A 22,931-nucleotide genomic window follows, 5' to 3' on the forward strand; every position below is an offset into this window, starting at 1 on the left:
TGGTCACTTTCTGACGAGGAAGCAGACTCCTTCGGCGTCCCGTGTCTCCGGCACGCCCAGGTAGACGAGGTCCTGGACGAAGCGTTTCCGGGAGACGGGCATGTCGCCGGCCGAGTAGAGATAGCTCGCGTACATGCGCTCGGTGGGTTCCTGGCCCGACCAGGTCAGCTCCTCGGTCAACCAGCGCACCACGCCGGGATCTACCGAGCGGACCTCGCCGGAATCGAAGGTGTGATGACACTGCGGGCATTCGACTTCGCTTGGCATGCGGGCCATTGAAGCCCGCCCGCCCCTTGAGCCACATCGGCCTGAGGTCGTAAGGGATGCCCGGAGTGGTTCTACGGGGATGTCCCCCAGTTCGCCAACGGCCCACCAGATGACGTCAGTTCAGACGCCGGAGCGGCAGGATCACCGCGGAGGGGTGCGCCGGGGTGTGGAGGACTTCCTGGTCGGCGGCGCGGAGCGTGGTCGCGGTCGCCCGGGGTTCGCCGGTGCCGAGGTTGCGGTTGTAGCGGGGGAAGGCGCCGCTGGAGACCTGGACGCGGATGCGGTGACCGCGCTTGAACTGGTATGCCGTGGGCCACAGTTGGACGCTCGCGCACGTTGCTTCGTCGGCGCCGGTGAGGCTGACGAGGCCGTCGCACACGTTGGTCGAGCGACCCGTCCCGTCGACATCGCAGAGGCGCACGAACACGTCGGCGTACGGCAGGCTGGAGCGGAAGAAGATCTCGGCGCTCACCTCGCCGACGACCTCGACGTCCGTGTCCAGCGCGGGAGTTGTGTAGGTGAGGACGTCCGGGCGGGCCTCCAGAGCGGTGTTGTCGACGCGGCCCGACTTGACGCCGACGGCCATGCGGACGCCGCCGACGGCCGGGGTGGGGTCGGCCGGGTCGTAGCGGTAGGTGTCCGGGGCGGACTCGGGCGGCGGGTCGGCGGCCAGGGCGCCGGCGGGGTGGAGGTGGAGGCGCTGCGGGGCGTATCCCGGCGGGGGCCAGGACGGGAAGCCGCGCCAGGTCTCCTCGCCCATCACGAACAGCCGCAGCGGGGCGCGGTCGGACGGCTTCTCGCCGCGGGCGTGGGCCAGACCGAAGTCGAGGGCCTCGGCGGTCGCCGTCTCCCCGACGCCCATGGAGATGTGCGCCCACGGTCCGACGGTGACCCGGGCCTCCCGTCCCGCCCCCTGTAGCGCCTGGTAGTCGCGGAGTTGGCCGGGCAGAAAGATGTCGAACCAGCCGCCGACCGTGCTGACCGGCACGGTGAGATCGGCGACCCGCGAGCTGTGGTCGAGCACGGACCAGAACGGCGAGTCGGCGTCGTGGTCGAGGGTGTGCTGGAAGTAGTCGGAGCGGCGGCCGATGGCGGCGGTGTCGGCCTCGTTCAGCGGCAGCGTGTACCAGGCGCGCCGTTCCTTCCGGATGCGTAGCGCCTGGCGGAGCAGCGCGCCCCGGCGTTCCTGGCCCGCGACCTGGAGGCCCCAGCCGAAGGTCGCCTCCAGCGAGAACGACTCCTTGCGGAGGAACTCCAGCGTGAAGGCGGACTCGGAGACCGAGGGAATCAACGCCTTGACCTGCGGCGGCAGTTGACCGGACACCGCCCACTGGGCGAACCCCGGATAGCTGCCGCCGTACAGCACGACCGCCTCGCCGCACCAGGGCTGCTCGACGAGCCAGTCCAGGGTGTCCAGACCGTCCTCGCGTTCGCGGCGCAGGGGGTCGAAGTCGCCGCCGGAGCCGAAGGTGCCGCGGGTGCTCTGGATCAGCACCTGGAATCCTCGCTCGGCCAGGGGCCTGGCCAACTGCGCGGCGATCAGGCCCGTCCTGCCGTACGGGATGCGGATGAGTGCGGTCGGCAGGCCGGCGGAACCTGAACTCGGGGTCCAGCGGTCGGCCAGCAGGACGGCTCCGTCGCGCATCGGCACCCGTAGATCGCGCTCGACGGTGAGATCTCTGGTCGCGGGCGGGGGCAGGCGCAGGAGGTGCTGGGTGAGGTGGCTGCTGAGCTTCATCGGGCGTCGCCTCCGGCTGACGGGCGGTGGCTGAGGGTGGACGCGAGGCGGAGCAGGCGGTTCGTCAGTTCCTCGGGGTCGAGGGGGTCGGTGCCGTCGATCACCCAGTTGTTGACGAGCGTGGCGGCTCCGCCCGCGATGAACGCCGAGAGGTCGTCCGCCGTCTGCCGGTCCAGGTCGCCGAACAGCTTGCGGACAGCCGGTCTGTTGAGGGAGCCGAAGAGTGTGTTGAGGGTGCCGGTCATGGCGAAGGCGCACGATCCGGTCAGCATCGGGCGGTAGAAGGAGCGGTGCTCCGCGCAGTGTTGTGCCAGCGCCGCCACCCCCTCGGCGGTGTCGCCACCGTCTCCGGCCCGGGGGAGCAGCTCCCGTCTCACCAGGTCGATCGCGGCTTCCGTCAGGAGGGTGTCGCGGTCCCCGAACTGCAGATAGACGAGGCGACGGCTCACGTCCGCCGCCTCGGCGAGATCGGTGACCGGGATGTCCGAGGTACCGCGCTCGGACACGAGCCGCACAGCGGCCGCCATCAGGGCCGCGCGGGAACGCCGGACCCTTCTGTCCTGGGTGCCGGGTTCCTGGATCGGTTCGAGCTGCATGCGGTCAAGTTATACAGATGAGAATAAATGCACAAGTGTGCAGTTTTGAAGCAGTGATCCGGCGCAACACCCAGGAGGTCAAAGGAGGCGGTGACTACGCGCTGTACGACGAGTTGTTCGCCGACGACTTCGTCGACCACACCCCGCAGCCCGGCCGAGGGCAACCTCGTGACCACCTACAAGACCTACCACGGCACGCACGAGGGCGAGTTCTTCGGAATCGCCCCCACCGGCAGGGCGATCCAGTTCGAGACCGGCGACGCGATGCGGGTGGTCGACGGGAGGATCGCCGAGCACTGGGGCGTGGCCAACCTCTTCTCCCTGATGGAGCAGTTGGGAGCCACGCCCGGCGGCCGATGAGTCCGGGGACCTCTGTCAGCCCGGACCCAACCCCGCGTCCCGTGCCAACAGCGCCGCCTGCACCCGGTTCTCGCACCGCAGCTTCGTCAGGATCCGGCTGACGTACGTCTTCACCGTCGCCTCGCTCACATGGATCCGCTCGCCCGCGTCGGCGTTCGACAGGCCTTCGCCGAGCAGCGCGAGCACCTCCAGTTCCCGGGTGCTGAGCGACTCCAGACGCCGACGCGCCTCCTCACCGCGCGCCGCCGACTGTCCCGAGGCGAGCTGGTCGACCACGTGGCGGGTGGCAGCCGGTGACAGATACGCGTCCCCGGCCGCCGCCGCCCGTACCGCCTGGATCAGTTCGGCCGGCGCCGAGTCCTTCAGCAGGAAACCGGCGCCACCCTGACTCAGCGCCCGCAGCACGTTCTCCCGCTCGCCGAACGTCGTCAGGATCAATGGACGTACGGCCGGTGCCGCGCGCCGCAGTTCGGCCAGCGCGGACAGGCCGTCCAGCACGGGCATCTGTATGTCGAGCAGGGCCACGTCGACGGCATGGGCGCGGACCAGGTCGACCGCCTCACGGCCGTTGGCCGCCTCCGCCACCACGTCGATGTCGTCGGCGGAGGTGAGGATCATCCTGATGCCCGCCCGGATGAGCGGTTCGTCATCCGCGACGAGGACTCTGATCACAACGCTCCTGCACGACATGCGACGGGGACGACGACGGACGGCCCAGGACTACGAGGGACGGTGCTCACGACGACGACGGACTGGGCTCATGACTACCACGGACGGCCCACGTCCAGGACGTGGTCATGACTATGACGAGGACATGAAGGACCGCTTCTCGATCAGTTTGCCGCCCTTGAAGCAGAAGCGGAAGGCGGGTATGTCGTCTCCCTTCTCCGGCCAGTCCCCGGTCGAGAGGTAGGACGCGCAGGTCGCCCCGCGCGGTGCGGCGGGCGCGTTGTCGTCCAGGGCCGGGGCCAGGAACGACTTCCCGTGCGGCAGTTTGGCCCGGACGGCCGTCTCGGAGTCCCCGACCTTCACCGACTTGTAGACCGACGGGTCGAGCATGACCCGGTCGGACTCCTTCTCCACCAGGTTGACGATCAACACGACGGCGAGCACTCCGAGAACCAGGAAGGCCACCAGTGCGGCGCCGCATCCGATCACGAGGCCCTTCTTCTTGCGTCCCATGGCGATGTCGAACTCCTTCTGCCTGTCCGGCGCACCGGACCAGTCGATGTCCGCACCACCGTCGCCGGGTATGGCCTCCTCGCTCTGCCCCCGGAAGTCGTTCGCCGCATCGACGAAGGTCGCTCCGTCCGGCCCCGGTTCCGCCGGCCACCCGCCGCTCTCCGACGCGCGCGGCGACCGGGGACCGTACGGCAGCACGCCCGCGATGCGGAATCCGCCGTCCGCCGCGGGCCCCGCGTGCACCATCCCGCCGACCAGCCGGGCCCGCTCCTGGAGCCCCGTCAGCCCCTGCCCACCGCTCACCACGGGCCGTCGTACGGCTGAAGTCAGTGCGGGTACCGGCCCGTTGGCGACCTCGACGACCAACGAGTCCGGCTCGTAGCGCAGTTCGACGGTGATCGAGGCATCCTGCGCGTGCTTCAGGGCGTTGGTCAGCGCCTCCTGCACGATCCGGAACGCCGCGTGGTCGGCGGCGGGAGCCAGCGGACGTGGCTGGCCCGTACGCCGTAGCGCTACGAGCGTCCCCGCGCCCCGTGACGCCTCTACCAGGCCTTCGATCCCTGCCACTCCCCGGGACTGGGGCTCCAACTCGCCCTCACGCGCCCGGACTTGATCGGGTGTGCCGTCGCTCAGGATGCCGACAGCCTCCCGCAGTTCGTGCATCGCGGACACGGAGGCGTCCCGCAGCACGCCCACCACCTCGCGCTGTCCGTCCGTCAGGGCGCGGTCCACCTCCAACGCGCCGGTGTGGACGGCGATCAGCGCCAGTTGGTGGCCGAGGCTGTCGTGCATGTCCTGCGCGATGCGCTGCCGCTCCCGCAGCCGTGCGTGGGACGCGATCATCTCGCGCTCGCGCAGGAGTTGGGCGTTGTGCTCGTGCAACGCGTGCAGCAGAGTGCGGCGTTGGGCGCGGTTGCGACTGGCCAGGCCGGGCACGACCGTCGTGGCGACGAACGCGAGCGTGGTGAACACCAAGGTCTGCACGGTCGACAGCGGCTGCGTCGGGTCGTTGACCGACAGCCCCACGAAGAGGACGTACGTGGTGGCGAACAGCGCGAGTGCCCGGCGCGGCGCCTCGATCCGCGCCCCCGCCGACCAGCTCACCACGATCAGCATGACCCCGAAGCTGCTGAGCACACCGCCGACCGCGCCGGTGGCGACCAGGACGCCCGCCGGGAAGATCCGCCGTAGCGGAGACAACAGCGCCGCCGCCACCGCCGCGGCGGTCATCCGCAGCGCGCCTTCGCCCGTCTGGCCCACCGCCATGCCCAGGGCCAGGACGACGGCCAGTACCGTCTCGCCGGCGATCCGCCGCCGGGACCACATGCGTACCGTGCCCAGTCGGTGCCGGACATCGAGGGCCATCGTCTTGAGATTCACGCGCCAACGGTATGCAGCAATGTCCGCGCGCACAGCATCCGTTCGTCGCATCCACGCGCGACGAAAGTCGTACGGTCCGGGCGACGTCCACCTGCGGGATCGACAGTGCCCCGGTCCGTGGTGGTGGACCGGGGCACTGTCGTGAGCGTCAGCTGGTCGCCTTGGCGGCGTCCTCGATGAGACGGGCGACGGCCTTGGGGTGGCTGATCATCACGACGTGGGACGAGCGCGGCACCTCGACGATCTTGCGTGCGTTCGCGCGGCTGTACATCCAGCGCTCGCAGGCCGGCGGGATCGCCTTGTCCTGGCCCGCGACCAGGCCCCACACCGGGATCGTCTTCCAGGCCGCGGCCGTGGTCGGGAAGATGAAGGAGTCGGCGTCGAACGGCCGCTGCGTGGCCTGCAGGACCTTGAAGTCGGCGGTGGAGAGGTCGGCGGCGAAGGCGGCCTGGCCGTCCTTGCTGAGGTACAGGTCGGTGCCGGTCGTGCCGTCGGCCTTCGTGTACGGCACCGGCACGCTCACCGGCTCGACCTCGCTGCCGGGGAACTTGGTGATGAGCTCACCCTGCGTCTCGCCCACGTCGGGCACGAACGCCGCGATGTAGACCAGCGCCTTGACGTTGGCCTTTCCGGCGGCGGCGTTCGTGATGACCGTTCCGCCCATGGAGTGCGCGACCAGGACGACCGGTCCGCTGATCGAGTCCAGCAGGCTCGCGATGTACGGGGCGTCGGTCGGGATGCCGCGCAGCGGGTTCGACCCGGCGATCGTGGTGTAGCCCTTGTCCTGCAACTCCGCGATGGTGGCGTTCCAGCAGGACGAATCGGCGTAGCCGCCGTGCACCAGCACGATCGTGGGCTTCACCTTCGTCTTCTCCGCACCGGTACCGGCCGGGGCCGTCGCCGCACCGGCCGTTCCTTCCGAACCGGCGATCAGCGCAGCCGATCCGGCCAGCGCCGCGCCGGCGGCCAGGACATGGCGGCGGGAAACTTCGGTACTCATGGGACTCCTCAGGCATGGGACGGGCGTGGTGGGAACGGGTCTGACGGAGAGTCCGCCGCCGAGCTGTTGGGCGAGGGGCGGTGGCCTTGTGGAGCTTCCGGTCCGTCGGCGCGGCATGTCATGGACCCTATGAGGAGCGCTTTTACGGCGGCATCCGCAATATGACCTAGATTCCGGGTCCGGTGGCCCGGCAACCGGCGGCGGCAGCACGCCGAGCGACACCGGAGGTCAGCGTGACTACCCGCGTTTCGTCCCCGAACCGCGAGGCAGTGAGCCCGCCGCCGCCCTGCCGAGGGGAGAACCGGCAGGGTCCATCCTTCTCCAGACCGGGAAGACCACCGGGCACAGCGTGGCGAGCAGATACGCACCGCCGACCATCAACAACGTGGAGGGCGGGCCGACCGCGTCCACGAGGAAGCCCGCGGCCAATCCGCCCAGCGGAGTGACGAGTTGGACCGAGGCTGTTGTCGCGCTCAGCACGCGGCTGCGCAGTTCCTCCGGCACCGTCTCATAGGTCACTGTGGCCATGATGGGGTTGAGCACACCGCAGGCGAGACCCTCGATCGCCATGATCACGGCCAGTGGCGTGAAGGTGTCGGTGAACGCGGCCACCACGAAGCGCGGCAGACCCACGATGAGAAACGCGATCGTGAACACCGGCCACCGCCGAAAACGACTGCCCACCACGCCGTAGACGAGGGCCCCCGTGAGCGCGCAGACCCCGAACGCCGCGTTCAGCAGACCGAGTTCGACCGAACCGCCGAGCTCCTCACGGGCGTGGACGGGGAGGAGTACGGCACTCCATCCCTGGTCGAGGCCCCTGGTGACCAGCGTCATCAGACATACGCCCAGCAGCAACGGCGTGGCCGCCACGAAACGGTAGCCTTCCGCGAGTTCACGACCGTAGGCATGCAACGACACCGGCTCCGCCCGCTGTTGGGCCTGCGCCTCGGGCAGGCCGCGCACTCCGAACGCGAACAGCGGCGCGGCCACGGCGAAGGTCGCGGCGTCCACCAACAGGACGTTCGCGGCACCGAGTTCGGCGATCAGCACACCTCCGAGAGCCGACCCGGTCAGCGCCGCACAGCGTGCCGCGCCGTCGTACAGCCCGGCCGCCCGGGTCAGCGGCATTCCGGCACGTTCGGCGAGCGTGGGCAACAGCACGCCGCGGGCGGTTTCCCCCGGCGTACGGCACAGCCCTGTCACCGCCATCAGCACGCACAGCATCCAGAAACGCAGGGCGTCGGCGAACTGCAGCAGCGGGATCGCCGCGACGGCTACTGCGCAGGCGAGATCCGAGGCGACAGTCACCCGGCGTCGCCCGATCCGGTCGATGACCGGACCACCGACGAGCGCGGCGAGCACCACGGGCAGCATCGTGCAGAACGCGACGATCCCGGCCTTGGCGGCACTGCCCGTGCTCTGCAGCACGAACCAGGGCACGCCCATGTAGGTGAGGCAACTCCCGGTGATCGAAACGAGGTTGGCGGCAAGAACCGTCGTCAGCGGACGGCGATCGGGCGTCGAGAAGTCTTCGGGCACTACGGTGGTCTCCCGTACGGGGAAGCGCCCACCGCGAACGAAAGCGGGTCAGCCGGTGGGCGAGGCGAAGTGTTCAGCGTCTGGCGCGCAGGGCGAGGCGCACCGCGATGCGGTGTTCACAAGCAGCGCCTCCAACACTTCGCCGGGATGACCACCCGGCACGTCCCCGCATTGTCACCTCGGGCACGGGGCCTCCGCAATGACGATCCTTCGCCTGCCGCCGGTACCTGTGCGTCTCCGGGACGGTGGATAGGCTCAAGCATGCGATCTCGAACAGGCTGTATGTGGTGGGGGACCACGGTCGAAGCGCCGGATCCCAGTGGCTTGGCGAGGTTCTACGCCGAGCTCCTCGACTGGCACATCGGACATGAAGAGCCGGGAACATCCGTCGTGGCCGCCTCCCCGCAGGGGCCGTTCCTCGTGTTCCAGCAGGCGGAGGGTTATCGGGCTCCGGTATGGCCACCGGCCGACGGCGACCAACGCCCGATGATGCACTTCGACTTCCAGGTCGGAGACCTGGACTCGGCGGTCACCGAGGCGGTCGCCCTGGGCGCCGTCGTGGCGGAGTTCCAGCCGCAGGAGAATGTACGCGTGCTCTTCGACCCTGCTGGGCACCCGTTCTGCTTGTGTCGCGACGACAATTAGTCAGACCCAACCCCACCCCCAGCCCGCCGATTACTTCTGTCCCAACGCTGTACGGGCATCCGGTGTTCGAGATAGCGTCACCACGCAGCTGCCGAGTGAAACGATTCAATCAATGTCGCTCAAGGGGACCGTATGGCGTCGAACAGCACACCGGACAAAGGCATTTCCCGTCGCGTAGCTCTGGCCGCAGCAAGCACCGTCGGACTCACCGCGGTGTCCCTCTCCACCGGACTCCCCTCGGCGGAAGCGCTCCCCGCCGAGGAAGCCTCCGCTTCCGTCACCGGCAACTCGCCGCGCCGGTCCGGCGGTTGGCACCGCTACGTCCAGGGGCCGTCCTCCCGCACCGTCCGCCCGGTGCGGATCACCACGTCGACCGGGGACGTGAAGAACCCGAACGGGCTGCTCAAGCCCGGTGGCGCCAGATCCGTCCTGCGGCGCCCGCAGCCCGCGGCGGCGCCCACCTGGCCCACCGGCACCACGGCCGAGGCCTCCTCCGCTCACGCGGGCAACAACGGCAACGACGGACAACCGCGCACCTACGACGCCGGAAACGCGGTCGACGGAAACCCGGACACCTTCTGGAACGACGACACGCTCGGGGTGTTCCCCGACGTCCTCACCATCACCGCACCGCAGGTCACGCCCCTGCGGGGCATCACGGTGATCTCCAACAGCGACGGCGTGCCGACCGACTACACCGTCGACGTGTGGACCGACGGCGACTGGCACACGGCCGCGACGGTCACGGGCAACGACGCGGTGCAGAAGGCCGTTCCGTTCGCGGAGCAGGTGAGCACCGACCGCGTGCGCATCACGGTGACCCACGCGCAGGACACCTCGCACGGCAACTTCACCCGGATCAACGAGGTCTGGCCCGCACCGGTCGAACCGATCCCGATACCGAGTGTCACCGTGGACTTCGGCAAGGTCGTGGTCGGATATCCGCAGATCAGGTTCACCTCCGCCTCCGCCAACTCCCCGGGCGTACGCGTCGCGTTCTCCGAGACCCGCCAATTCCTCACCGACCGCTCGGACTTCACCCGCGCCGACCAGGCGGGCGGCGCCGGAGGAGGCACGGACCAGTTCGCCGTCCCCGCGAAGGGCGCCAACTGGACGGACCACAAAGGCTTCCAGGCCGGTGACAAGGTGTTCGCGGACGGGCTCCACGGATTCCGCTACCTCAAGATCAGCCTCGACGCGCTCGCCTCGGACAGCCCCGCCGCACAGCCCTGGGGCACGGTCGAAATCGACTCCGTGGCACTGCAGTTCACCGCGTACGTCGGTACACCCAGCACCTACCGCGGCTGGTTCCTGTGCTCCGACGACGAGTTGAATCGTTACTGGTACGGCGCCGCGTACACCAATGAACTGGTCACCGACACGTTCCGCCAGGACGACGTCGACCCCCGCAACGCCTGGAGCGCCACGCTGGAGGGGAAGTTGGTCCTCCAGGACGGTGCCAAGCGCGACCGCGACCCGTACGTCGGCGACCTCGCCGTCTCCGCCCGCACCCTCTATCTCACCCACGACGACGCAGCCGCGGCGGCCCGCAACGTCCTGGCCGACCTCGCCGACCACCAGCGCGCCGACGGCTGGATCCCGCCCGCCTCCATCGGCAACTACACGCTGCCCCTCTTCGACTATCCGCTGTACTGGGTCACTTGCAGCTGGGACTACGTCCTCTACACCGGCGACCGCCAGTACGCGACGCGCTACTACCCGACCCTGCTGAAGGTCCTGGACACCTGGTACCCGAGCGTCACGGACGACGCCGGCCTGCTGAGCAAGGGCCTCAACGGCACCGGCGGATACGGCGACTACGCGTTCCTCAGCCGTACGGGCCGCGTCACCTACTACAACGCGCTCTACGTCCAAGCCCTCCAGAACGCCGCCCAGTTGGCCCGCCTGCTGGGGCAGCAGGCCGACGCCACGCGGTGGAGCACGCGGGCCGACAACGTTGCCCAGGCCGTCAACGCCCTGCTGTGGGACGCGAGTTCGGGCGCCTACCTGGACTCCTCCACGGGCGCGGTACGCCATGCCCAGGACGGCAACTCCCTGGCCGTCGTCACCGGTATCGCGAGTGCCGACCGTGCCACCTCCGCGCTCGCGCATCTCGACGCGACGACCAAACGGCCGTACGGCAACGCCTTCATGGACAATGACACGATCTTCGACCAGGCCTCCCAGCGGGTGTACGCCTTCACCTCCTACCCGGAGATCGAGGCCCGCTTCCTGACCGGTCAGGCCGAGTCCGCGCTCGACCAGATCCGCCGTATGTACGGCTGGATGGACAAGAACGACCCCGGCATCACCCACTGGGAAGGCATCGGGCCAGGCGGGTCGTTGTACGAGGACGCTTACACGAGCATGGCCCACGGCTGGTCCACCGGTGTGCTGCCCGCGCTGACCAACCATCTGCTCGGCGCCCGGCCGACCTCGCCCGGATACGCCACCTGGGAAGTACGCCCGCGGCCCGGCGGCGTCGACTGGGCGACGGGTCAACTCCCCACCCCGCACGGCCCCTTGGGTGTCGAGTGGGAGAACAGTGCGCGCGTCTTCCGGCTCACGGTTCATGTACCCAAGCACGCTCAGGGCTCGGTCACCTTCCCCGGTGACTCGCGCGGCCAACGCGTGAGCGTCGGCCGACGGATGCTCTGGGACGGGCGGCGGGCATCGAGCCGTGACGTGACGGTGTCCGACGGCACGGTCACGGTCGCGGGCCTCGGTGCGGGCGACCACAGCTTCGTGAGCGAGCTGCGCGGCAACTGACCCCATGGGGCGCCGCGTTGGCGCGCGGTGTCGCGATGAACCGCTCCGGGACGGACCAACGTGCGTCTGGCTCGGGGCGGTTCGCTGTGCACCGCCCGAACCAGCCGTTCGCTTTGGCTAATTGTGGCGGGTGTTTTGCCGGACCTTGCGTTGCCCCGGGCCGCCGAGCCCACCTAGCCTGACCTGCGGACCGAGGGAGGGCCGGGATGCTGCAGACCGTCCGGGAACAGGCCGCGGGACTCACCAAGGATCAGCGCAACGCCTTCGTCGCCGCCTACTTGGGCTGGGCGATGGACGCCTTCGACTACTTCCTCGTCGTACTCGTCTACAGCGAGATCGCCGACGACTTCCACGTCTCCCTCACCGACATGGCCTTCCTCACCACGGCCACCCTGGTGATGCGACCGGTCGGCGCCCTCCTCTTCGGCCTGTGGGCGGACCGCAAAGGCCGTCGCACCCCGCTCATGGTCGACGTCGCCTTCTACTCGGTCATCGGCTTCGCCTGCGCCTTCGCCCCGAACTACACCGTGCTGCTGGTCCTGCGCCTGCTGTACGGCATCGGCATGGGCGGCGAGTGGGGCCTGGGCGCGGCGCTCGCCATGGAGAAGATCCCGGCCGAGCGACGCGGCTTCTGGTCGGGTCTGCTGCAGAGCGGCTACTCGCTGGGCTATCTGCTCGCCGCGGTGGCGTTCTTCGTCATCGAACCCGCCTTCGGCTGGCGGGGGTTGTTCGCCTTCAGCCTGGTGCCCGCCCTGGTCTCGCTGTGGGTGCGCGCCCGGGTGGAGGAGAGCGAGGTGTGGGAGAAGAGCGTCAAACTCAACCGCACCCCCGCCTACCAGGTGTTCAAGAACCCCGCGGTGCTACGGCGCTTCGTGTACCTGGTCGCGCTGATGACCGCCTTCAACTGGATGTCGCACGGCACCCAGGACATCTACCCCACCTTCGTGAAGAAGGGCCTGGGTCTGTCACCGGACACCTCGATCGCCATCGCCGTGGTCTACAACATCGGCGCCATCATCGGCGGCATGGTGCTCGGCGCGTACTCCGAGCGGCTGGGACGTCGGCGCACGATCATGATCGCGGCGGCCGCGGGCCTGGTCGTGGTGCCCTTCTTCGTCCTGTCCAGCACGGTGGGCTGGCTGATGCTCTCCTCCTTCCTGATGCAACTGTGCGTACAGGGAGCCTGGGGCGTCATCCCCGCGCACCTGACCGAGATGAGCCCGGACACGATCCGGGGCTTCTACCCCGGCGTCACCTACCAGCTCGGCAACCTCATCGCCGCCCTCAACCTGCCGATCCAGGAGGCCATCGCCGAGCACCACGGCTATCCGGTGGCGATGGCATGGACCGTAACTCCCGCTCTGGTCCTGGTGATCGTTCTGAGCGCCGTCGGCAAGGAGGCCAAGGGCATCCGGTTCGGCGGCACAGGGACGCAGGCACCGAGCCCTGCGACGGCGGACCCGGTGTAGCTCCGGCGGCGCGGGCAGGGGGCAGCCGGCCGTGCGTCACAGGACCGGCGACCGTGGTTCCGTGGCGACAACCGGCTCCGGTCGGCGCACGCGGGGCCGACCGCGTCGTAGCAGAGGCCGTTCGACGAGGGCGTACGAGGCGAGGGCGGCGGCGAGCGTGGCCGCGAGGCCGGTCTGGAGCAGGGTGTCACCCTGCACACCGAGGTCGTGCAGCAGCCGGATGACGGGGTAGTGCCACAGGTACATCCCGTAGCTGAGGTTGCGTCCGATCCAGACCGGAACTGACAGCGACAGCAGACGAGTTGGCCACGAGCGGGGGCACAGGTCCAGCGCGGCCACCACGCAGGCCGTCAGCAGGGCGGCGACGAGGAATCCGACCGTGTACCAGGCGGGGTTCCACCCGCTGACCTCGGTGATCGGGATCTGCCAGGCGATCAGCCCCAGCAGCGTGAGCGCGGGCAGGCAGAGGCGGCCGGCCCATCGGCGCAGCGACTCCAGGCGGGGGTCGTCGGCGCGCAGTCGGGCCAGGACGAGGGCGAGCAGGGCGCCGATGAGGAGCTGGTCGGCGCGGGTGTCGGGGCCGTTGTAGATGCGGTGCGCGGCCGAGGGATCCCAGAGCACCGTCCGCCAGAGCACCGGCAGCACACACAGCACCGCGACCCAGCCCAGCACCACCCGCGCCCTCGCGTGCCGCAGCAGGACGAGCAGCAGGAGCGGCCAGGCGAGATAGAACTGCTCCTCCACACCCAGGGACCAGGTGTGGCTCAGCGGCGCGGTGAGATCCGAGTACGTCCCGGCGTCCCCGGCCCGTACGAGATTGACGACGGACCCCGCGGCCAGCGCGGCGGCCACCCACGCCCCGCGGAACAGCGGCAGTTCGAACGCCACGGAGAGGAGCGCGGTGACCGCGCACATCACCAGCAGGGCCGGCATCAGGCGCACCCACCGCCGCCGGTAGAACGACCACAGCCCGATGCCACCGGTACGGGCGTACTCACCGACCAGCAGCCGGGTGATGACGAAACCGCTGATCGTGAAGAACACGTCCACGCCCACCGAACCGCCGGGCACCAGGTCCGGCTCCACGTGGTAGACGATCACCAGCACCACCGCGACCGTCCGCAGTCCGTCCAGCCCCGCGACCCGCCCACCCCCACGCAGCACTGACGAAAAGCCCCGCCCGCCACCTCTGCCCCGGTCCGCGGACGCGGGCACGAGCGGCGGCGCCGCCCGCACATCAGGGTGCTGCTCCGTGGCCTCGTCTGCCGTGCTCCGCTGGAGGGTGCTCATAACGGCCGCGTCTGCCCACGCCTGCCGGGATCACACAAATTCTCATGTTGCCCTCAGACAGAGGTCGCGTTCCGGTCGCCGACCGCGGGGGCGTGGTGAGTGATCAATTCGCTGGGCCTTCGCGAGCGGCGTCCATAGGGTTCCCCCATGACGGATGAGAGTGAGCGGGCCGTACAGGCGGCCGTCGACGGGGAGATGCGGCTTCTCGATCCCGAGGTGCGCGCGTCGCCGGACCATGTCCTGGAGCTGCTGGACCCGGAGTTCACCGAGATCGGTGCCTCCGGCCGCCGGTGGGACGTGGAGTCGGTCCTCGCGGTGACGAGCGGTGGCTCGGTGTCCGCGGAGTCTCCGGTCGAGGTCAGCCAGATGTCCGGAGTCGTTCTCGCACCGGGTGTCGTCCACCTGACGTACTTCGCAGACAACCAGGGCCGACGGGCGTGGCGTAGCTCTCTGTGGCGCCTGACGGAGACGGGTTGGCGGATGTACTTCCACCAGGGCACGTTGACCGCTTGAGCGGAGGCGACCGCCGCTCCACCTCGTCCGTCCGAAACCGCACCCCGGAAGGAACCACTCGTCATGCCCGTGCCCGCAGATCCCGCGGTCCTGCATCCGATGCCCGAGCAGCCGCGCGTGGTGCTGCTCAGACCGCTGGTGAAGTCCCCGCTGATCGAGGTCGGGGAGTACTCCTACTACGACGATCCGGACGACGCGACCGCGTTCGAGACACGGAACGTGCTCTACCACTACGGGCCGGAGAAGCTGATCATCGGCAGGTTCTGCGCGCTGGGCACGGGGGTGCGGTTCATCATGAACGGCGCCAACCACCGCATGGACGGCCCCTCGACCTTCCCCTTCCCCACCATGGGCGGCTCCTGGTCGGACCACTTCGACCTGCTCACCGGCCTGCCCAACCGAGGGGACACGGTCGTCGGCAACGACGTCTGGTTCGGCTACGGCACGACCGTGCTGCCCGGTGTGCGGATCGGACACGGCGCGATCATCGGCGCCGGTGCCGTGGTCACCGCGGACGTACCCGACTACGGCATCGTCGGTGGCAACCCGGCCCGCCTGATCCGGCTCCGGTACAGCGAGGAGGAGATCGCCCGCCTGCTGGCGGTGGCCTGGTGGGACTGGCCTGCGCAGCACATTTCCGAGCACGTACGGACGGTCATGTCGGGCAGCATCGCCGAGCTGGAATCCGCCGCCCCGGAGATCTCCTGAGCGAGGCGCAGGGGCCGTGCCGGCTTCCTCCCTCAGCCGCCCGCCGGGGTGTGGACCTGACCGCTGAGCAGGCTCCCCGCGCCCGGAACGACCGTCGGCAGGCCCAGTTCGGTGAGGATGCGGTACGCCGTGGCGGTCGCCGCCGACAGCACCGGCAGCCCGGACGCCTCCTCCACCGGTTGGATCGACGGCAGCGACGGCATCTGGACACAGGCGGACAGGACGAGCGCGTCGGCCCGGGACAGGTCCAGACGCCGCCAGTGCTCGCGCAGGTCGACGGGGTCGAGATGCGCGACGGCGAGATTGTCCGCCACCTCCAGGCTCAGCGCGTCGACCACCTCGACGCCCGCGTCCTCGATGTAGTCCGCCACCAGTCGCGTGAGGGGCTTCATGTACGGCGTGACGATCGCGACCCGCCGGGCGCCCAGGGCCCTGATGCCGTCGAGCAGAGCACCCGCGCTGGACGCCACCGGGGCCTTGGACCCCTCGGCACGCAGCACACCGGTGATCTCGTCCTCGGCGGTGCAGTGGTACCCCGGCCCCTGCGCCATGATCGCCACGAGGCACGCGGTGACGACCACGTCGGGCCGGGCGTCGGCGAGTTCCAGTGCCGCGCGCCCGGTCTGCGCGTTCATGGCGCGCAGCTGCTCGGGCGTCACGTGCCGCATCCGCATCCGGCTGCTGTGGAAGACGAACCGGTCCTCGGGAATCAGGGCCTCGCGCTGCCGCATCATGCGCGGCAGCTCCGTCTCCATGGTCAGGTTCGAGCTGGGCACGATCATGCCGATGCGGTGATCGGTCACGGGATCCTCCGGGTGTCCGGCGCGGGCGAGATACCCGCGCTCGTGGGCGGCCGGGGATCCGCCGACCGCCACCGGCGCGGTCAGGAGTCCTCGGCCAGTCCCTCCCAGTGATCGGCGAGGGACGTGAACAGCTGCATGATGTCCTCGCGTTGCTCCGCTCCGAACGGCGCGAGGAGCCGTTCGTCGAGCCGACGGGCGCGGAGGTTCGCGTCGCGCAGGGTCCGCTCGCCCTCCTCCGTCAGGTGGAGCAGCTTGCGCCGGCCGTCGTCCGCCGCCGTCCTGCGCACGATCAGACCCCGGTTCTCCAGCCGCCGGGCGACGTCCGCCATCGTCGACGTGTCCAGGGAGACCGCGGACGCCATCGAACGCTGGTCGCTCCCCGGCGCCGCCTCCACCGCCTGGAGCACCGCGAACTGCGGACCCGTGAGCGTCGGGTCGACGGCACGGATCCAGACCGCGAGATACGCCTGGTACAGACGGCGGACCTGGTAGCCGGGCGCGGCGGTGAGCGCCGGGGGAGACCCGGGCGGTGTGGACGTCGGGGTTGCGGTTTCGTCACCCATGGAGCCCACTCAATCACGGCACTTGATCGAACCGTCAGCCGGACCGGCGATCTCCGACCACCCGCGCGGCGGCGTCACACCAGCATCGGGCGCAGTACCTGGCGCAGGGCGGCGAGCGCGGCGGACGGGTTGTCCCAGAACAGCATGTGCCCGGCGTCCGGGATCTCGGCGAACACGGCCGACGGCGACAGCCGGGCCGCCTCCGCCGCGCCCTCCGCCGTGACGACGGGGCTGTCTGCGCCGTGGAGAAGTGCCGTGGGGCCGGGAACCGAGGGCCACCAGTCGAAGAAGTCCTCGCTCTCGAAGCCGCGGTGCGTGGCCGTGACGGCCTCCGTGTCGCAACTCGCCAGCCAGCGCGCCCGCAACTCCTGCTCACGGCGCGGCCAGCGCGGCCAGGACCGGGCCACCTCGTCCGCGTCGGTGCCGCGCCGCGCCTGCGCCAGTTGGTCGAGGAAGGCGTCCAGGGGTGTGGGGTAGGGCCCGCGTCCGGGGCCGCTCATCGGCGGATCGCCCAGGACGGTGCCCCGCAGTGCCACCTTGGCCCGGACGGCGGTCACGGCCGCGATCCGCGCGCCCATCGAGTGCCCGAAGAGGACCGGCCGGTGCAGACCGAGGCCCGCGACGACCGCCTCGGTGTCCTCGGCGTACTCCTCCAGACCGTACGATCCGCCGCCGTCGGACAGCCCACGCCCGCGGACGTCGACCACCAACGGCCTTACCGCAGGCGTCAGTTCACGGACCACGAAGTCCATCGCGACGGCCGGGCTGGTGATGCCGGGCAGCACGACCAGCGGAACGCCGTCACCGCCGTAGTCCAGGACGTGCAGGCGGGTGCCGCCCGAGCGGACCCAGCGGCTGGTGGCGGGGATGTCGGCGAGATCGGCGAGCGCGGACTGCGCGAGGAGGCGGGTGGGTGGGGGCATCGGTTCTCCAATGGTGCAGAACGGCAGTTGGGGTTACGGGGCTGTCCTCGGCAGTCCGTCGAGGTACCCGACGGCGTCCTTCACGTCGATCACGTCGCCGTACTTGGCCTGGATGTCGAAGAGGCTCGCCTCGTGCGGGCCCGACGCGCGGTCACCGACGCACTCCCTCGGCACCAGCACCGAGAAACCGGACTGCACGGCGTCCACGGCGGTGGCCCGTACGCAACCGCTCGTCGTCGCGCCGCACACCAGCACTGTGTCGCGGCCGAGCCCGGTCAACAGGGCGGCCAGGGACGTACCGAAGAACGCGGACGCGCCCTTCTTCACGATCAGATGGTCCTGCGGTGTCCGAGGCAATCGAGGGTCGAGCGCGACCTCCTCGCTGCCCTCGACCAGGCTCCGCATGCCCTGCGCCTTCTGCAGCCAGGTGACGGCGTCGCCCGCCGCCTCGGCCGGTGTGTAGGCGATCGCCGTGAACACCACCGGTACGCCGGCCGGACGCGCGGCGGCGATCAACTCGCCCGTGGCGTCGACGACTTCGGTGAGATCGGCGCCCGACGGGAAGCCTGCTTCGGTGAAGCCGCGCGTCAGGTCGACCACGACGATCGCGGGGCGGCTGCCGCGGTGCACGGGCGCCCCGAACCCGGCACGCTGGTAGGTCTGTTCCGTCTCCTGGCCGTACTGGGCGCCGCTCATGACGTCCTCCTGAGGGTGCGCAACTCCCGTGCCTGGGCGCCGAGTCGACCGAGCAGCCAGCCCTCCAGGACACCGAAGGCGAACGCCCCTGCCACCAGGCCGTACTTGGCGGCTCGCGGGCCGAGCAGCAGCGCCAGGCCGTCGAGGTCCGAGTCCGGCGCGAGGGCCGGCCGGGCCATGGCGGGAGCGGACGTGGTCGTGGTCGTAGTCGTGGACGAAGTGCTGGGCAGGGCAGGACCGTTGACCCGGTCCTGGTCGAGCAGGCTCCCCAGGTTCCGCGCGAACTGCTGGATGATCCGGTCCGACACCGTGACGATCGCGCCCTTGCCGAACTGGACGATCTTGCCCCGGATCACCAGGTCCGTGGAGAGCTGGAGCAGCGCTCCCTCGGGCGCCGCGAGGATGTCGAGAGTGACCTCGGCCTCCGCGTCCCCGCTGCCATGGGTGTCGGTACCGCGTGCGTGCACTCGCAGTCGCCGTTTCTCGGCGTCGATCTCCAGGAAGCGGACGGTGCCCGCGTAGGAGGCGCTGATGGGACCCACCCGGATCTTCACCCGGCCCCGCCAGCTGTCGCCGTCCTGCCCGTCGAGCGTGGCGCCCGGCATGCAGGAGGCCACCCGCTCGACGTCGTTCATCAAGGCGAAGACGTCCTCGGGGGAGGCCTTGACCGGCACGGTGTTGGTGAGCTGCATGCCTCAGTGCTCCTTGCTGTCGGGACCGCCGCACGGTGTGACGCAGGCTCCGCGCCGAGCCGTCGCGCAGGCGTCGATCGCCTCGACGATGGTCTGGTAGCCGGTGCACCGGCACAGGTTGGCGGCGACCACCTCGCGGATCTCCTCCTTGCTCGCCCCGGGTCGCTCGGCGAGGAACCCTTCGGCGAGCATCAGGAAGCCGGGCGTGCAGAACCCGCACTGCAGCGCGTGGTGATCCGTGAACGCCCGTTGCAGATCGTTCAGTTCACCGCCGCCGTCCTCTGACAACGACTCGACCGTGCGGATACGGGTCCCCTCCGCCTGTGCCGCGAACATCAGGCAGGCGCGGACGGGCCGCTCGTCGACCAGGACCGTGCAGGCGCCGCAGATTCCGTGCTCGCAGCCGACGTGCGTACCGGTCAGCCGCAGATCGTGCCGTAGTACATCGACGAGGGTGCGGCGGGACTCGGCGACCACGTCGTGCTGCTCGCCGTTGACGTCGAGGGTGATCAGCTGGAGTCGTGGATGCGTCACGACGGGGTCGGTGTTCATGCGGACAACTCCCGGTTCGGGGCGCCGTTCAGGGCGCGGTGCACGGTCTCGGGGGTGATCGGTGTGTCGTCGAGCTCGACACCGGTGGGGCGCAGGGCGTCGTTCACGGCATTGAGTACGGCGGCGGGCGCCCCGATCGTGCCGCCCTCACCGGCACCCTTGGCACCGGTCTCGGTGAACGCGCAGGGCGTCTCCAGGTGATGGATCAGCACGTCGGGGATCTCGTGCGCGGTGGGCACCTTGTAGTCCATGAAGCCGGTCGCCGACGGCTCGCCCTGGGCGTCGTACGTCACCTGCTCGAAGAGCGCGCCCGCGATGCCCTGTGCGATGCCGCCCCGGCACTGCCCCTCCACGACCTGCGGGTTGATGGCGACCCCGCAGTCCTCGACGCACACGTACCGCAGGATCTCCACCTGCCCGGTGCCCGCGTGGAGTTCGACGACGCAGGCATGGGTGGCGTTGGAGAAGGTGCCGTCGTTGAAGACGTCGAACGTGGCGGTGACCGACAGGCCCGGCTCGATGTCCTTCGGCAGCAAGTGCGCCTGGAGATAGGCGATATCGGCGATCTCCTCGTAGGTCAGGACGTCGGAGGCGTTACGACGCCGGGCCGCGCCGTCCGCCAACTCCACCTCGTCCGGAGCAACTCCCCAGCGGGAGGCGGCGATCGCGCACAGCTTGTCGCCGAGCTTCGCCGCGCCCAGGCGTACCGCGCTGCCGCCGATGGTGATGGAGCGGCTGGCGAAGGTGCCGAAGCCGTAGGTGATGCGGTCGGTGTCGCCCTGATGGAGCCTCACCTTGGCGATGTCCAGGCCGAGTTCGTCGGCGACGATCTGCGCCATCGTCGTCTCGTGGCTCTGCCCGTGGTTCATCGTGCCGGTGGTGAAGGTGACCGCGCCGCTGGTGTCCATCCGCACCTCGGAGATGTCGAAGCCGGGCACCACCTTCATCTTGCGCTGCGCGAAGGCCGCCGAGCCGTAGCCGGTGCGCTCGCTGAAACACGAGTAGCCGATGCCGATGTGCCGGCCCTCGGCCGCCGCCGAGGCCTGCTTCTCGTACCAGCCCTCCGCCCGGACGGACCGCTCGCACAGGTCGAGCGACTCCAGGTAGGAACCCGGGTCGTAGGTGATGGAGTTGACGCCCGTGTACGGGAAGTCGGTGATGACGTTGCGGCGGCGGATCTCGACCGGATCCAGGGCCAGTTCGCGGGCGGCGCGCTCGAAGAGCCGCTCCATGACCATGACGTACTGCGGCCGGCTCACCCCGCGATACGGCCCGGTGGGCGCCTTGTTGGTGGTGACCGCCCGGCCCCGCACCCGGTACGCGGGAAGCTTGTAGACGCCGGGCATCTCGGCGGACGCCATCAGCGGCTCGATGCCCGCCGTGAAGGGGTAGCAGGAGTACGCGCCCATGTCGCAGACCACGTCCGCGTCGAGCGCGAGGATCCTGCCCTCGGCGTCGAAGGCCGCGCGCGCCCGGTAGTGCTGCTCGCGGGCGAGGAACGACGCCGACAGGGCGTCCTTGCGGTCCTCGATCCACTTCACCGGTCGCCGGAGGCGTAGGGCTGCCGCAGCCGCGGCGATCTCCTCGCGGCCGACGACGCACTTCTGGCCGAAGCCGCCGCCCATGTCGGGCACCACTACCCGCACCGCGCGCTCGTCGAGGCGCAGGCAGCGGGACGCCACCGTCCTTACCTGGTGCGGGATTTGGGTGCACGTGTGCACGACGAGCTGTTCCTCGCGGTCGTCCCAGTGGGCCACGGCGCCCCGGGTCTCCAGCGGCAACGCGTTCTGCCGTCCGGTCCTGGTGTCGACCTCGACGACGCAGGGCGCGGACGCGAAGATCCGGTCGATGCCCTCCGTCGCGAAGAGTGAGACGTCCACGAGAGTGTTGCGCGCGGCTTCGGCGTGGACGAGCGGGGCGCCGTCCGCGAACGCCGCCTCCTCGGACATGACCGGCGGCAGCGTGGCGTACGAGACCTTCGCCGCCTCCAGGCCGTCCTCCGCCGCGTACGCGTCCCGGGCCACGACGATCGCGATCGGCTCACCGACGTAGCGGACCTTGTCGCGGGCCAGGACCGGCATCGCGGTCGGGACGAACTCCGAGAGCGGGCGCCCCAGTTGGGCCACGATGTCGCCCAGCCCCAGGTCTTCGGCCGTGAACACCGCGACGACGCCCGGGACTTCCAGCACCGCGGACACGTCTACGCTGGCCAGCTCGGCGTGCGCGACCGTGCTGCGTACGAACTGGGCGTGCAGCATGCCGGGCAGGGCGATGTCGTCCACGAACCTGCCGCGTCCGGAGAGGAGCCGCGGGTCCTCGCGGCGACGAACCGCCTTGCCCACCAACTTGCTGTCATTCAGGGGCACTTCACTCATCGGGACACCGCCTCCTCGCAGGCGCGTCGGACCAGGGTCCGGACGAGTTCCTTGCGGTAGTGCGTGCTGCCGGACGCGTCGGTGGGTGGCTCCACGGCCTCCGCCGCAGCCGCCGCGCACGCTTCGAAGGAGCCGCCGTCGGTCAACACGGCCTCCGCCTCCGGCACTCGGACGGCGGCGGATGCCACCCCGCCGAGCGCCACCCGGCCCCCGCGCACCTCGCCGTCCTCCACATCGAGGTCGACGGCGGCGGCAACGAGGGCGAAGTCCCCACGCCGTTCGGCGAATTCGGTGAGGGCTGCGTGTGGTGCGGGACGGGGGAAGGCGATCTCGACGAGGATCTCGTCCGGTTCGAGGGCCGTCGTGTAGTAGCCGTGGAAGAAGTCCCCGGCCGGGACGGTCCGTTCGCCCTGCGGCCCGCGCACCACGAACTGCGCGCCGAGCGTCACCGCGAGCAGACACCACTCGGCGGTGGCGTCGCCGTGTGCCATGCTGCCGCCGACCGTGCCACGGGTGCGGATCGGGAGGTGCCCGATCCAGGTCATGGCCCTCCGCAGGACCTCGAAGCCCGCCCCCAGCACCCCGGCCGGGTCTCTCTCCACCGTGTGGTGGGTGGTGAGCGCCCCGATGCGCAGTCCGCCGTCGGCGTTCCGGTGCATCCGGTCCAGTTCGCGCAGGCCGCCTATGTCGACGAGGTGGCGCGGCCGGGCCAGCCGGTAGTTCATCATCGCGACGAGGCTCTGTCCGCCGGCGATGACCTTGGCGTCGTCGCCGAGTTCTGCCAGCAGCCGCGCGGCGCCGTCGACGTCGCGGGCCCGGTGGTACTGGAAGGGGGCGGGCTTCATGGTCCTCCGTAAGTGGTCGGGCG

The 22,931-nt window shown here is 70.1% G+C and carries 22 protein-coding genes; 6 read left to right on the top strand and 16 right to left on the bottom strand.

All coding sequences use genetic code 11. The features are described 5' to 3' along the window. Positions 1 to 3: 3 nt before the first annotated feature. From OG588_RS48545 to OG588_RS48555, 3 genes are all read right to left on the bottom strand, one after another. Complete coding sequence (locus OG588_RS48545; RefSeq protein ID WP_405952916.1) at positions 4 to 267, bottom strand: hypothetical protein; 264 nt, start codon at positions 265 to 267, stop codon at positions 4 to 6. Positions 268 to 382: 115 nt separating this feature from the next. Further along, on the bottom strand, positions 383 to 2,005 hold the full coding sequence (locus OG588_RS48550; RefSeq protein ID WP_405952917.1) for a CocE/NonD family hydrolase: 1,623 nt from the start codon (positions 2,003 to 2,005) through the stop codon (positions 383 to 385). Beyond that, positions 2,002 to 2,601, bottom strand: a complete 600-nt coding sequence (locus OG588_RS48555; protein ID WP_405952918.1) for a TetR/AcrR family transcriptional regulator — start codon at positions 2,599 to 2,601, stop codon at positions 2,002 to 2,004. The genes OG588_RS48550 and OG588_RS48555 overlap by 4 nt, the downstream gene beginning before the upstream one ends. Before the next feature lie 90 nt (positions 2,602 to 2,691). On the opposite strand from OG588_RS48555, the gene OG588_RS48560 reads away from it, so the two are divergent. Further along, positions 2,692 to 2,961, top strand: a complete 270-nt coding sequence (locus OG588_RS48560; protein ID WP_405952919.1) for an ester cyclase — start codon at positions 2,692 to 2,694, stop codon at positions 2,959 to 2,961. A gap of 15 nt (positions 2,962 to 2,976) precedes the next feature. Here OG588_RS48560 and OG588_RS48565 read toward each other — a convergent pair whose 3' ends face one another. From OG588_RS48565 to OG588_RS48580, 4 genes are all read right to left on the bottom strand, one after another. Continuing rightward, the gene (locus OG588_RS48565; protein ID WP_019056316.1) at positions 2,977 to 3,633 is read right to left on the bottom strand and encodes a response regulator transcription factor; all 657 of its coding nucleotides are present in this window, start codon (positions 3,631 to 3,633) and stop codon (positions 2,977 to 2,979) included. A gap of 129 nt (positions 3,634 to 3,762) precedes the next feature. After that, positions 3,763 to 5,508: a sensor histidine kinase gene (locus tag OG588_RS48570; protein WP_405953404.1), complete on the bottom strand. Its 1,746-nt coding sequence runs from the start codon at positions 5,506 to 5,508 to the stop codon at positions 3,763 to 3,765. A gap of 163 nt (positions 5,509 to 5,671) precedes the next feature. Continuing rightward, positions 5,672 to 6,523, bottom strand: coding sequence for an alpha/beta fold hydrolase (locus OG588_RS48575; protein WP_405952920.1), 852 nt, complete (start codon positions 6,521 to 6,523; stop codon positions 5,672 to 5,674). Between the two features lie 237 nt (positions 6,524 to 6,760). Then, complete coding sequence (locus tag OG588_RS48580) at positions 6,761 to 8,065, bottom strand: MFS transporter (RefSeq protein ID WP_405952921.1); 1,305 nt, start codon at positions 8,063 to 8,065, stop codon at positions 6,761 to 6,763. 282 nt (positions 8,066 to 8,347) lie between these two features. Between OG588_RS48580 and OG588_RS48585 the strand changes: the two genes are divergently transcribed. The 3 genes from OG588_RS48585 to OG588_RS48595 all read left to right on the top strand — a co-directional run bounded on the left by OG588_RS48585 (position 8,348) and on the right by OG588_RS48595 (position 12,948). Beyond that, positions 8,348 to 8,710: a VOC family protein gene (locus tag OG588_RS48585; RefSeq protein ID WP_405953405.1), complete on the top strand. Its 363-nt coding sequence runs from the start codon at positions 8,348 to 8,350 to the stop codon at positions 8,708 to 8,710. Between the two features lie 132 nt (positions 8,711 to 8,842). After that, positions 8,843 to 11,479, top strand: a complete 2,637-nt coding sequence (locus tag OG588_RS48590) for an alpha-L-rhamnosidase C-terminal domain-containing protein (RefSeq protein WP_405952922.1) — start codon at positions 8,843 to 8,845, stop codon at positions 11,477 to 11,479. Between the two features lie 206 nt (positions 11,480 to 11,685). Further along, positions 11,686 to 12,948, top strand: coding sequence for an MFS transporter (locus OG588_RS48595; protein WP_405952923.1), 1,263 nt, complete (start codon positions 11,686 to 11,688; stop codon positions 12,946 to 12,948). 36 nt (positions 12,949 to 12,984) lie between these two features. Here OG588_RS48595 and OG588_RS48600 read toward each other — a convergent pair whose 3' ends face one another. After that, a complete protein-coding gene (locus OG588_RS48600; protein ID WP_405952924.1) occupies positions 12,985 to 14,238 on the bottom strand; it encodes an acyltransferase family protein in 1,254 nt (417 codons plus the stop codon). A gap of 147 nt (positions 14,239 to 14,385) precedes the next feature. Between OG588_RS48600 and OG588_RS48605 the strand changes: the two genes are divergently transcribed. After that, positions 14,386 to 14,751: a DUF4440 domain-containing protein gene (locus OG588_RS48605; RefSeq protein WP_405952925.1), complete on the top strand. Its 366-nt coding sequence runs from the start codon at positions 14,386 to 14,388 to the stop codon at positions 14,749 to 14,751. A gap of 63 nt (positions 14,752 to 14,814) precedes the next feature. Then, a complete protein-coding gene (locus tag OG588_RS48610) occupies positions 14,815 to 15,459 on the top strand; it encodes a CatB-related O-acetyltransferase (protein ID WP_405952926.1) in 645 nt (214 codons plus the stop codon). A gap of 32 nt (positions 15,460 to 15,491) precedes the next feature. Here the strand turns inward: OG588_RS48610 and OG588_RS48615 are convergent, their stop codons facing one another. From OG588_RS48615 to OG588_RS48650, 8 genes are all read right to left on the bottom strand, one after another. Next, a complete protein-coding gene (locus OG588_RS48615; protein ID WP_405953406.1) occupies positions 15,492 to 16,262 on the bottom strand; it encodes an aspartate/glutamate racemase family protein in 771 nt (256 codons plus the stop codon). Positions 16,263 to 16,342: 80 nt separating this feature from the next. Further along, entirely contained in the window at positions 16,343 to 16,825 is a 483-nt protein-coding gene (locus OG588_RS48620) for a MarR family winged helix-turn-helix transcriptional regulator (RefSeq protein WP_405952927.1), read from the bottom strand. 74 nt (positions 16,826 to 16,899) lie between these two features. After that, entirely contained in the window at positions 16,900 to 17,748 is an 849-nt protein-coding gene (locus OG588_RS48625) for an alpha/beta fold hydrolase (protein WP_405952928.1), read from the bottom strand. A 33-nt stretch (positions 17,749 to 17,781) separates the two neighbouring features. Continuing rightward, positions 17,782 to 18,444 (bottom strand): isochorismatase family protein, encoded by a 663-nt coding sequence (locus tag OG588_RS48630; RefSeq protein ID WP_405952929.1) that lies wholly within the window; start codon positions 18,442 to 18,444, stop codon positions 17,782 to 17,784. Beyond that, positions 18,441 to 19,136, bottom strand: a complete 696-nt coding sequence (locus tag OG588_RS48635; protein ID WP_405952930.1) for an SRPBCC family protein — start codon at positions 19,134 to 19,136, stop codon at positions 18,441 to 18,443. The genes OG588_RS48630 and OG588_RS48635 overlap by 4 nt, the downstream gene beginning before the upstream one ends. Before the next feature lie 3 nt (positions 19,137 to 19,139). Continuing rightward, the gene (locus OG588_RS48640; RefSeq protein ID WP_405952931.1) at positions 19,140 to 19,688 is read right to left on the bottom strand and encodes a (2Fe-2S)-binding protein; all 549 of its coding nucleotides are present in this window, start codon (positions 19,686 to 19,688) and stop codon (positions 19,140 to 19,142) included. Further along, positions 19,685 to 22,063 (bottom strand): xanthine dehydrogenase family protein molybdopterin-binding subunit, encoded by a 2,379-nt coding sequence (locus OG588_RS48645; protein ID WP_405952932.1) that lies wholly within the window; start codon positions 22,061 to 22,063, stop codon positions 19,685 to 19,687. Before OG588_RS48645 ends, OG588_RS48640 begins: the two co-directional genes overlap by 4 nt. Further along, positions 22,060 to 22,908: an FAD binding domain-containing protein gene (locus tag OG588_RS48650; RefSeq protein ID WP_405952933.1), complete on the bottom strand. Its 849-nt coding sequence runs from the start codon at positions 22,906 to 22,908 to the stop codon at positions 22,060 to 22,062. Before OG588_RS48650 ends, OG588_RS48645 begins: the two co-directional genes overlap by 4 nt. Between the last annotated feature and the right edge of the window lie 23 nt (positions 22,909 to 22,931).

Origin of the sequence: Streptomyces prunicolor, from assembly GCF_045162825.1 — a bacterium.
GTDB classification, from domain to species: domain Bacteria; phylum Actinomycetota; class Actinomycetes; order Streptomycetales; family Streptomycetaceae; genus Streptomyces; species Streptomyces prunicolor.

Coding starts and splice junctions, on each gene's coding strand:
- OG588_RS48650 (WP_405952933.1), bottom strand. CDS start 22,908: ATGAAGCCCGCCCCCTTCCAGTACCACCGGGCCCGCGACGTCGACGGC.
- OG588_RS48545 (WP_405952916.1), bottom strand. CDS start 267: ATGCCAAGCGAAGTCGAATGCCCGCAGTGTCATCACACCTTCGATTCC.
- OG588_RS48610 (WP_405952926.1), top strand. CDS start 14,815: ATGCCCGTGCCCGCAGATCCCGCGGTCCTGCATCCGATGCCCGAGCAG.
- OG588_RS48575 (WP_405952920.1), bottom strand. CDS start 6,523: ATGAGTACCGAAGTTTCCCGCCGCCATGTCCTGGCCGCCGGCGCGGCG.
- OG588_RS48550 (WP_405952917.1), bottom strand. CDS start 2,005: ATGAAGCTCAGCAGCCACCTCACCCAGCACCTCCTGCGCCTGCCCCCG.
- OG588_RS48630 (WP_405952929.1), bottom strand. CDS start 18,444: ATGAGCGGCGCCCAGTACGGCCAGGAGACGGAACAGACCTACCAGCGT.
- OG588_RS48570 (WP_405953404.1), bottom strand. CDS start 5,508: ATGGCCCTCGATGTCCGGCACCGACTGGGCACGGTACGCATGTGGTCC.
- OG588_RS48590 (WP_405952922.1), top strand. CDS start 8,843: ATGGCGTCGAACAGCACACCGGACAAAGGCATTTCCCGTCGCGTAGCT.
- OG588_RS48640 (WP_405952931.1), bottom strand. CDS start 19,688: ATGAACACCGACCCCGTCGTGACGCATCCACGACTCCAGCTGATCACC.
- OG588_RS48595 (WP_405952923.1), top strand. CDS start 11,686: ATGCTGCAGACCGTCCGGGAACAGGCCGCGGGACTCACCAAGGATCAG.
- OG588_RS48555 (WP_405952918.1), bottom strand. CDS start 2,601: ATGCAGCTCGAACCGATCCAGGAACCCGGCACCCAGGACAGAAGGGTC.
- OG588_RS48605 (WP_405952925.1), top strand. CDS start 14,386: ATGACGGATGAGAGTGAGCGGGCCGTACAGGCGGCCGTCGACGGGGAG.
- OG588_RS48620 (WP_405952927.1), bottom strand. CDS start 16,825: ATGGGTGACGAAACCGCAACCCCGACGTCCACACCGCCCGGGTCTCCC.
- OG588_RS48635 (WP_405952930.1), bottom strand. CDS start 19,136: ATGCAGCTCACCAACACCGTGCCGGTCAAGGCCTCCCCCGAGGACGTC.
- OG588_RS48585 (WP_405953405.1), top strand. CDS start 8,348: ATGTGGTGGGGGACCACGGTCGAAGCGCCGGATCCCAGTGGCTTGGCG.
- OG588_RS48625 (WP_405952928.1), bottom strand. CDS start 17,748: ATGCCCCCACCCACCCGCCTCCTCGCGCAGTCCGCGCTCGCCGATCTC.
- OG588_RS48645 (WP_405952932.1), bottom strand. CDS start 22,063: ATGAGTGAAGTGCCCCTGAATGACAGCAAGTTGGTGGGCAAGGCGGTT.
- OG588_RS48600 (WP_405952924.1), bottom strand. CDS start 14,238: ATGAGCACCCTCCAGCGGAGCACGGCAGACGAGGCCACGGAGCAGCAC.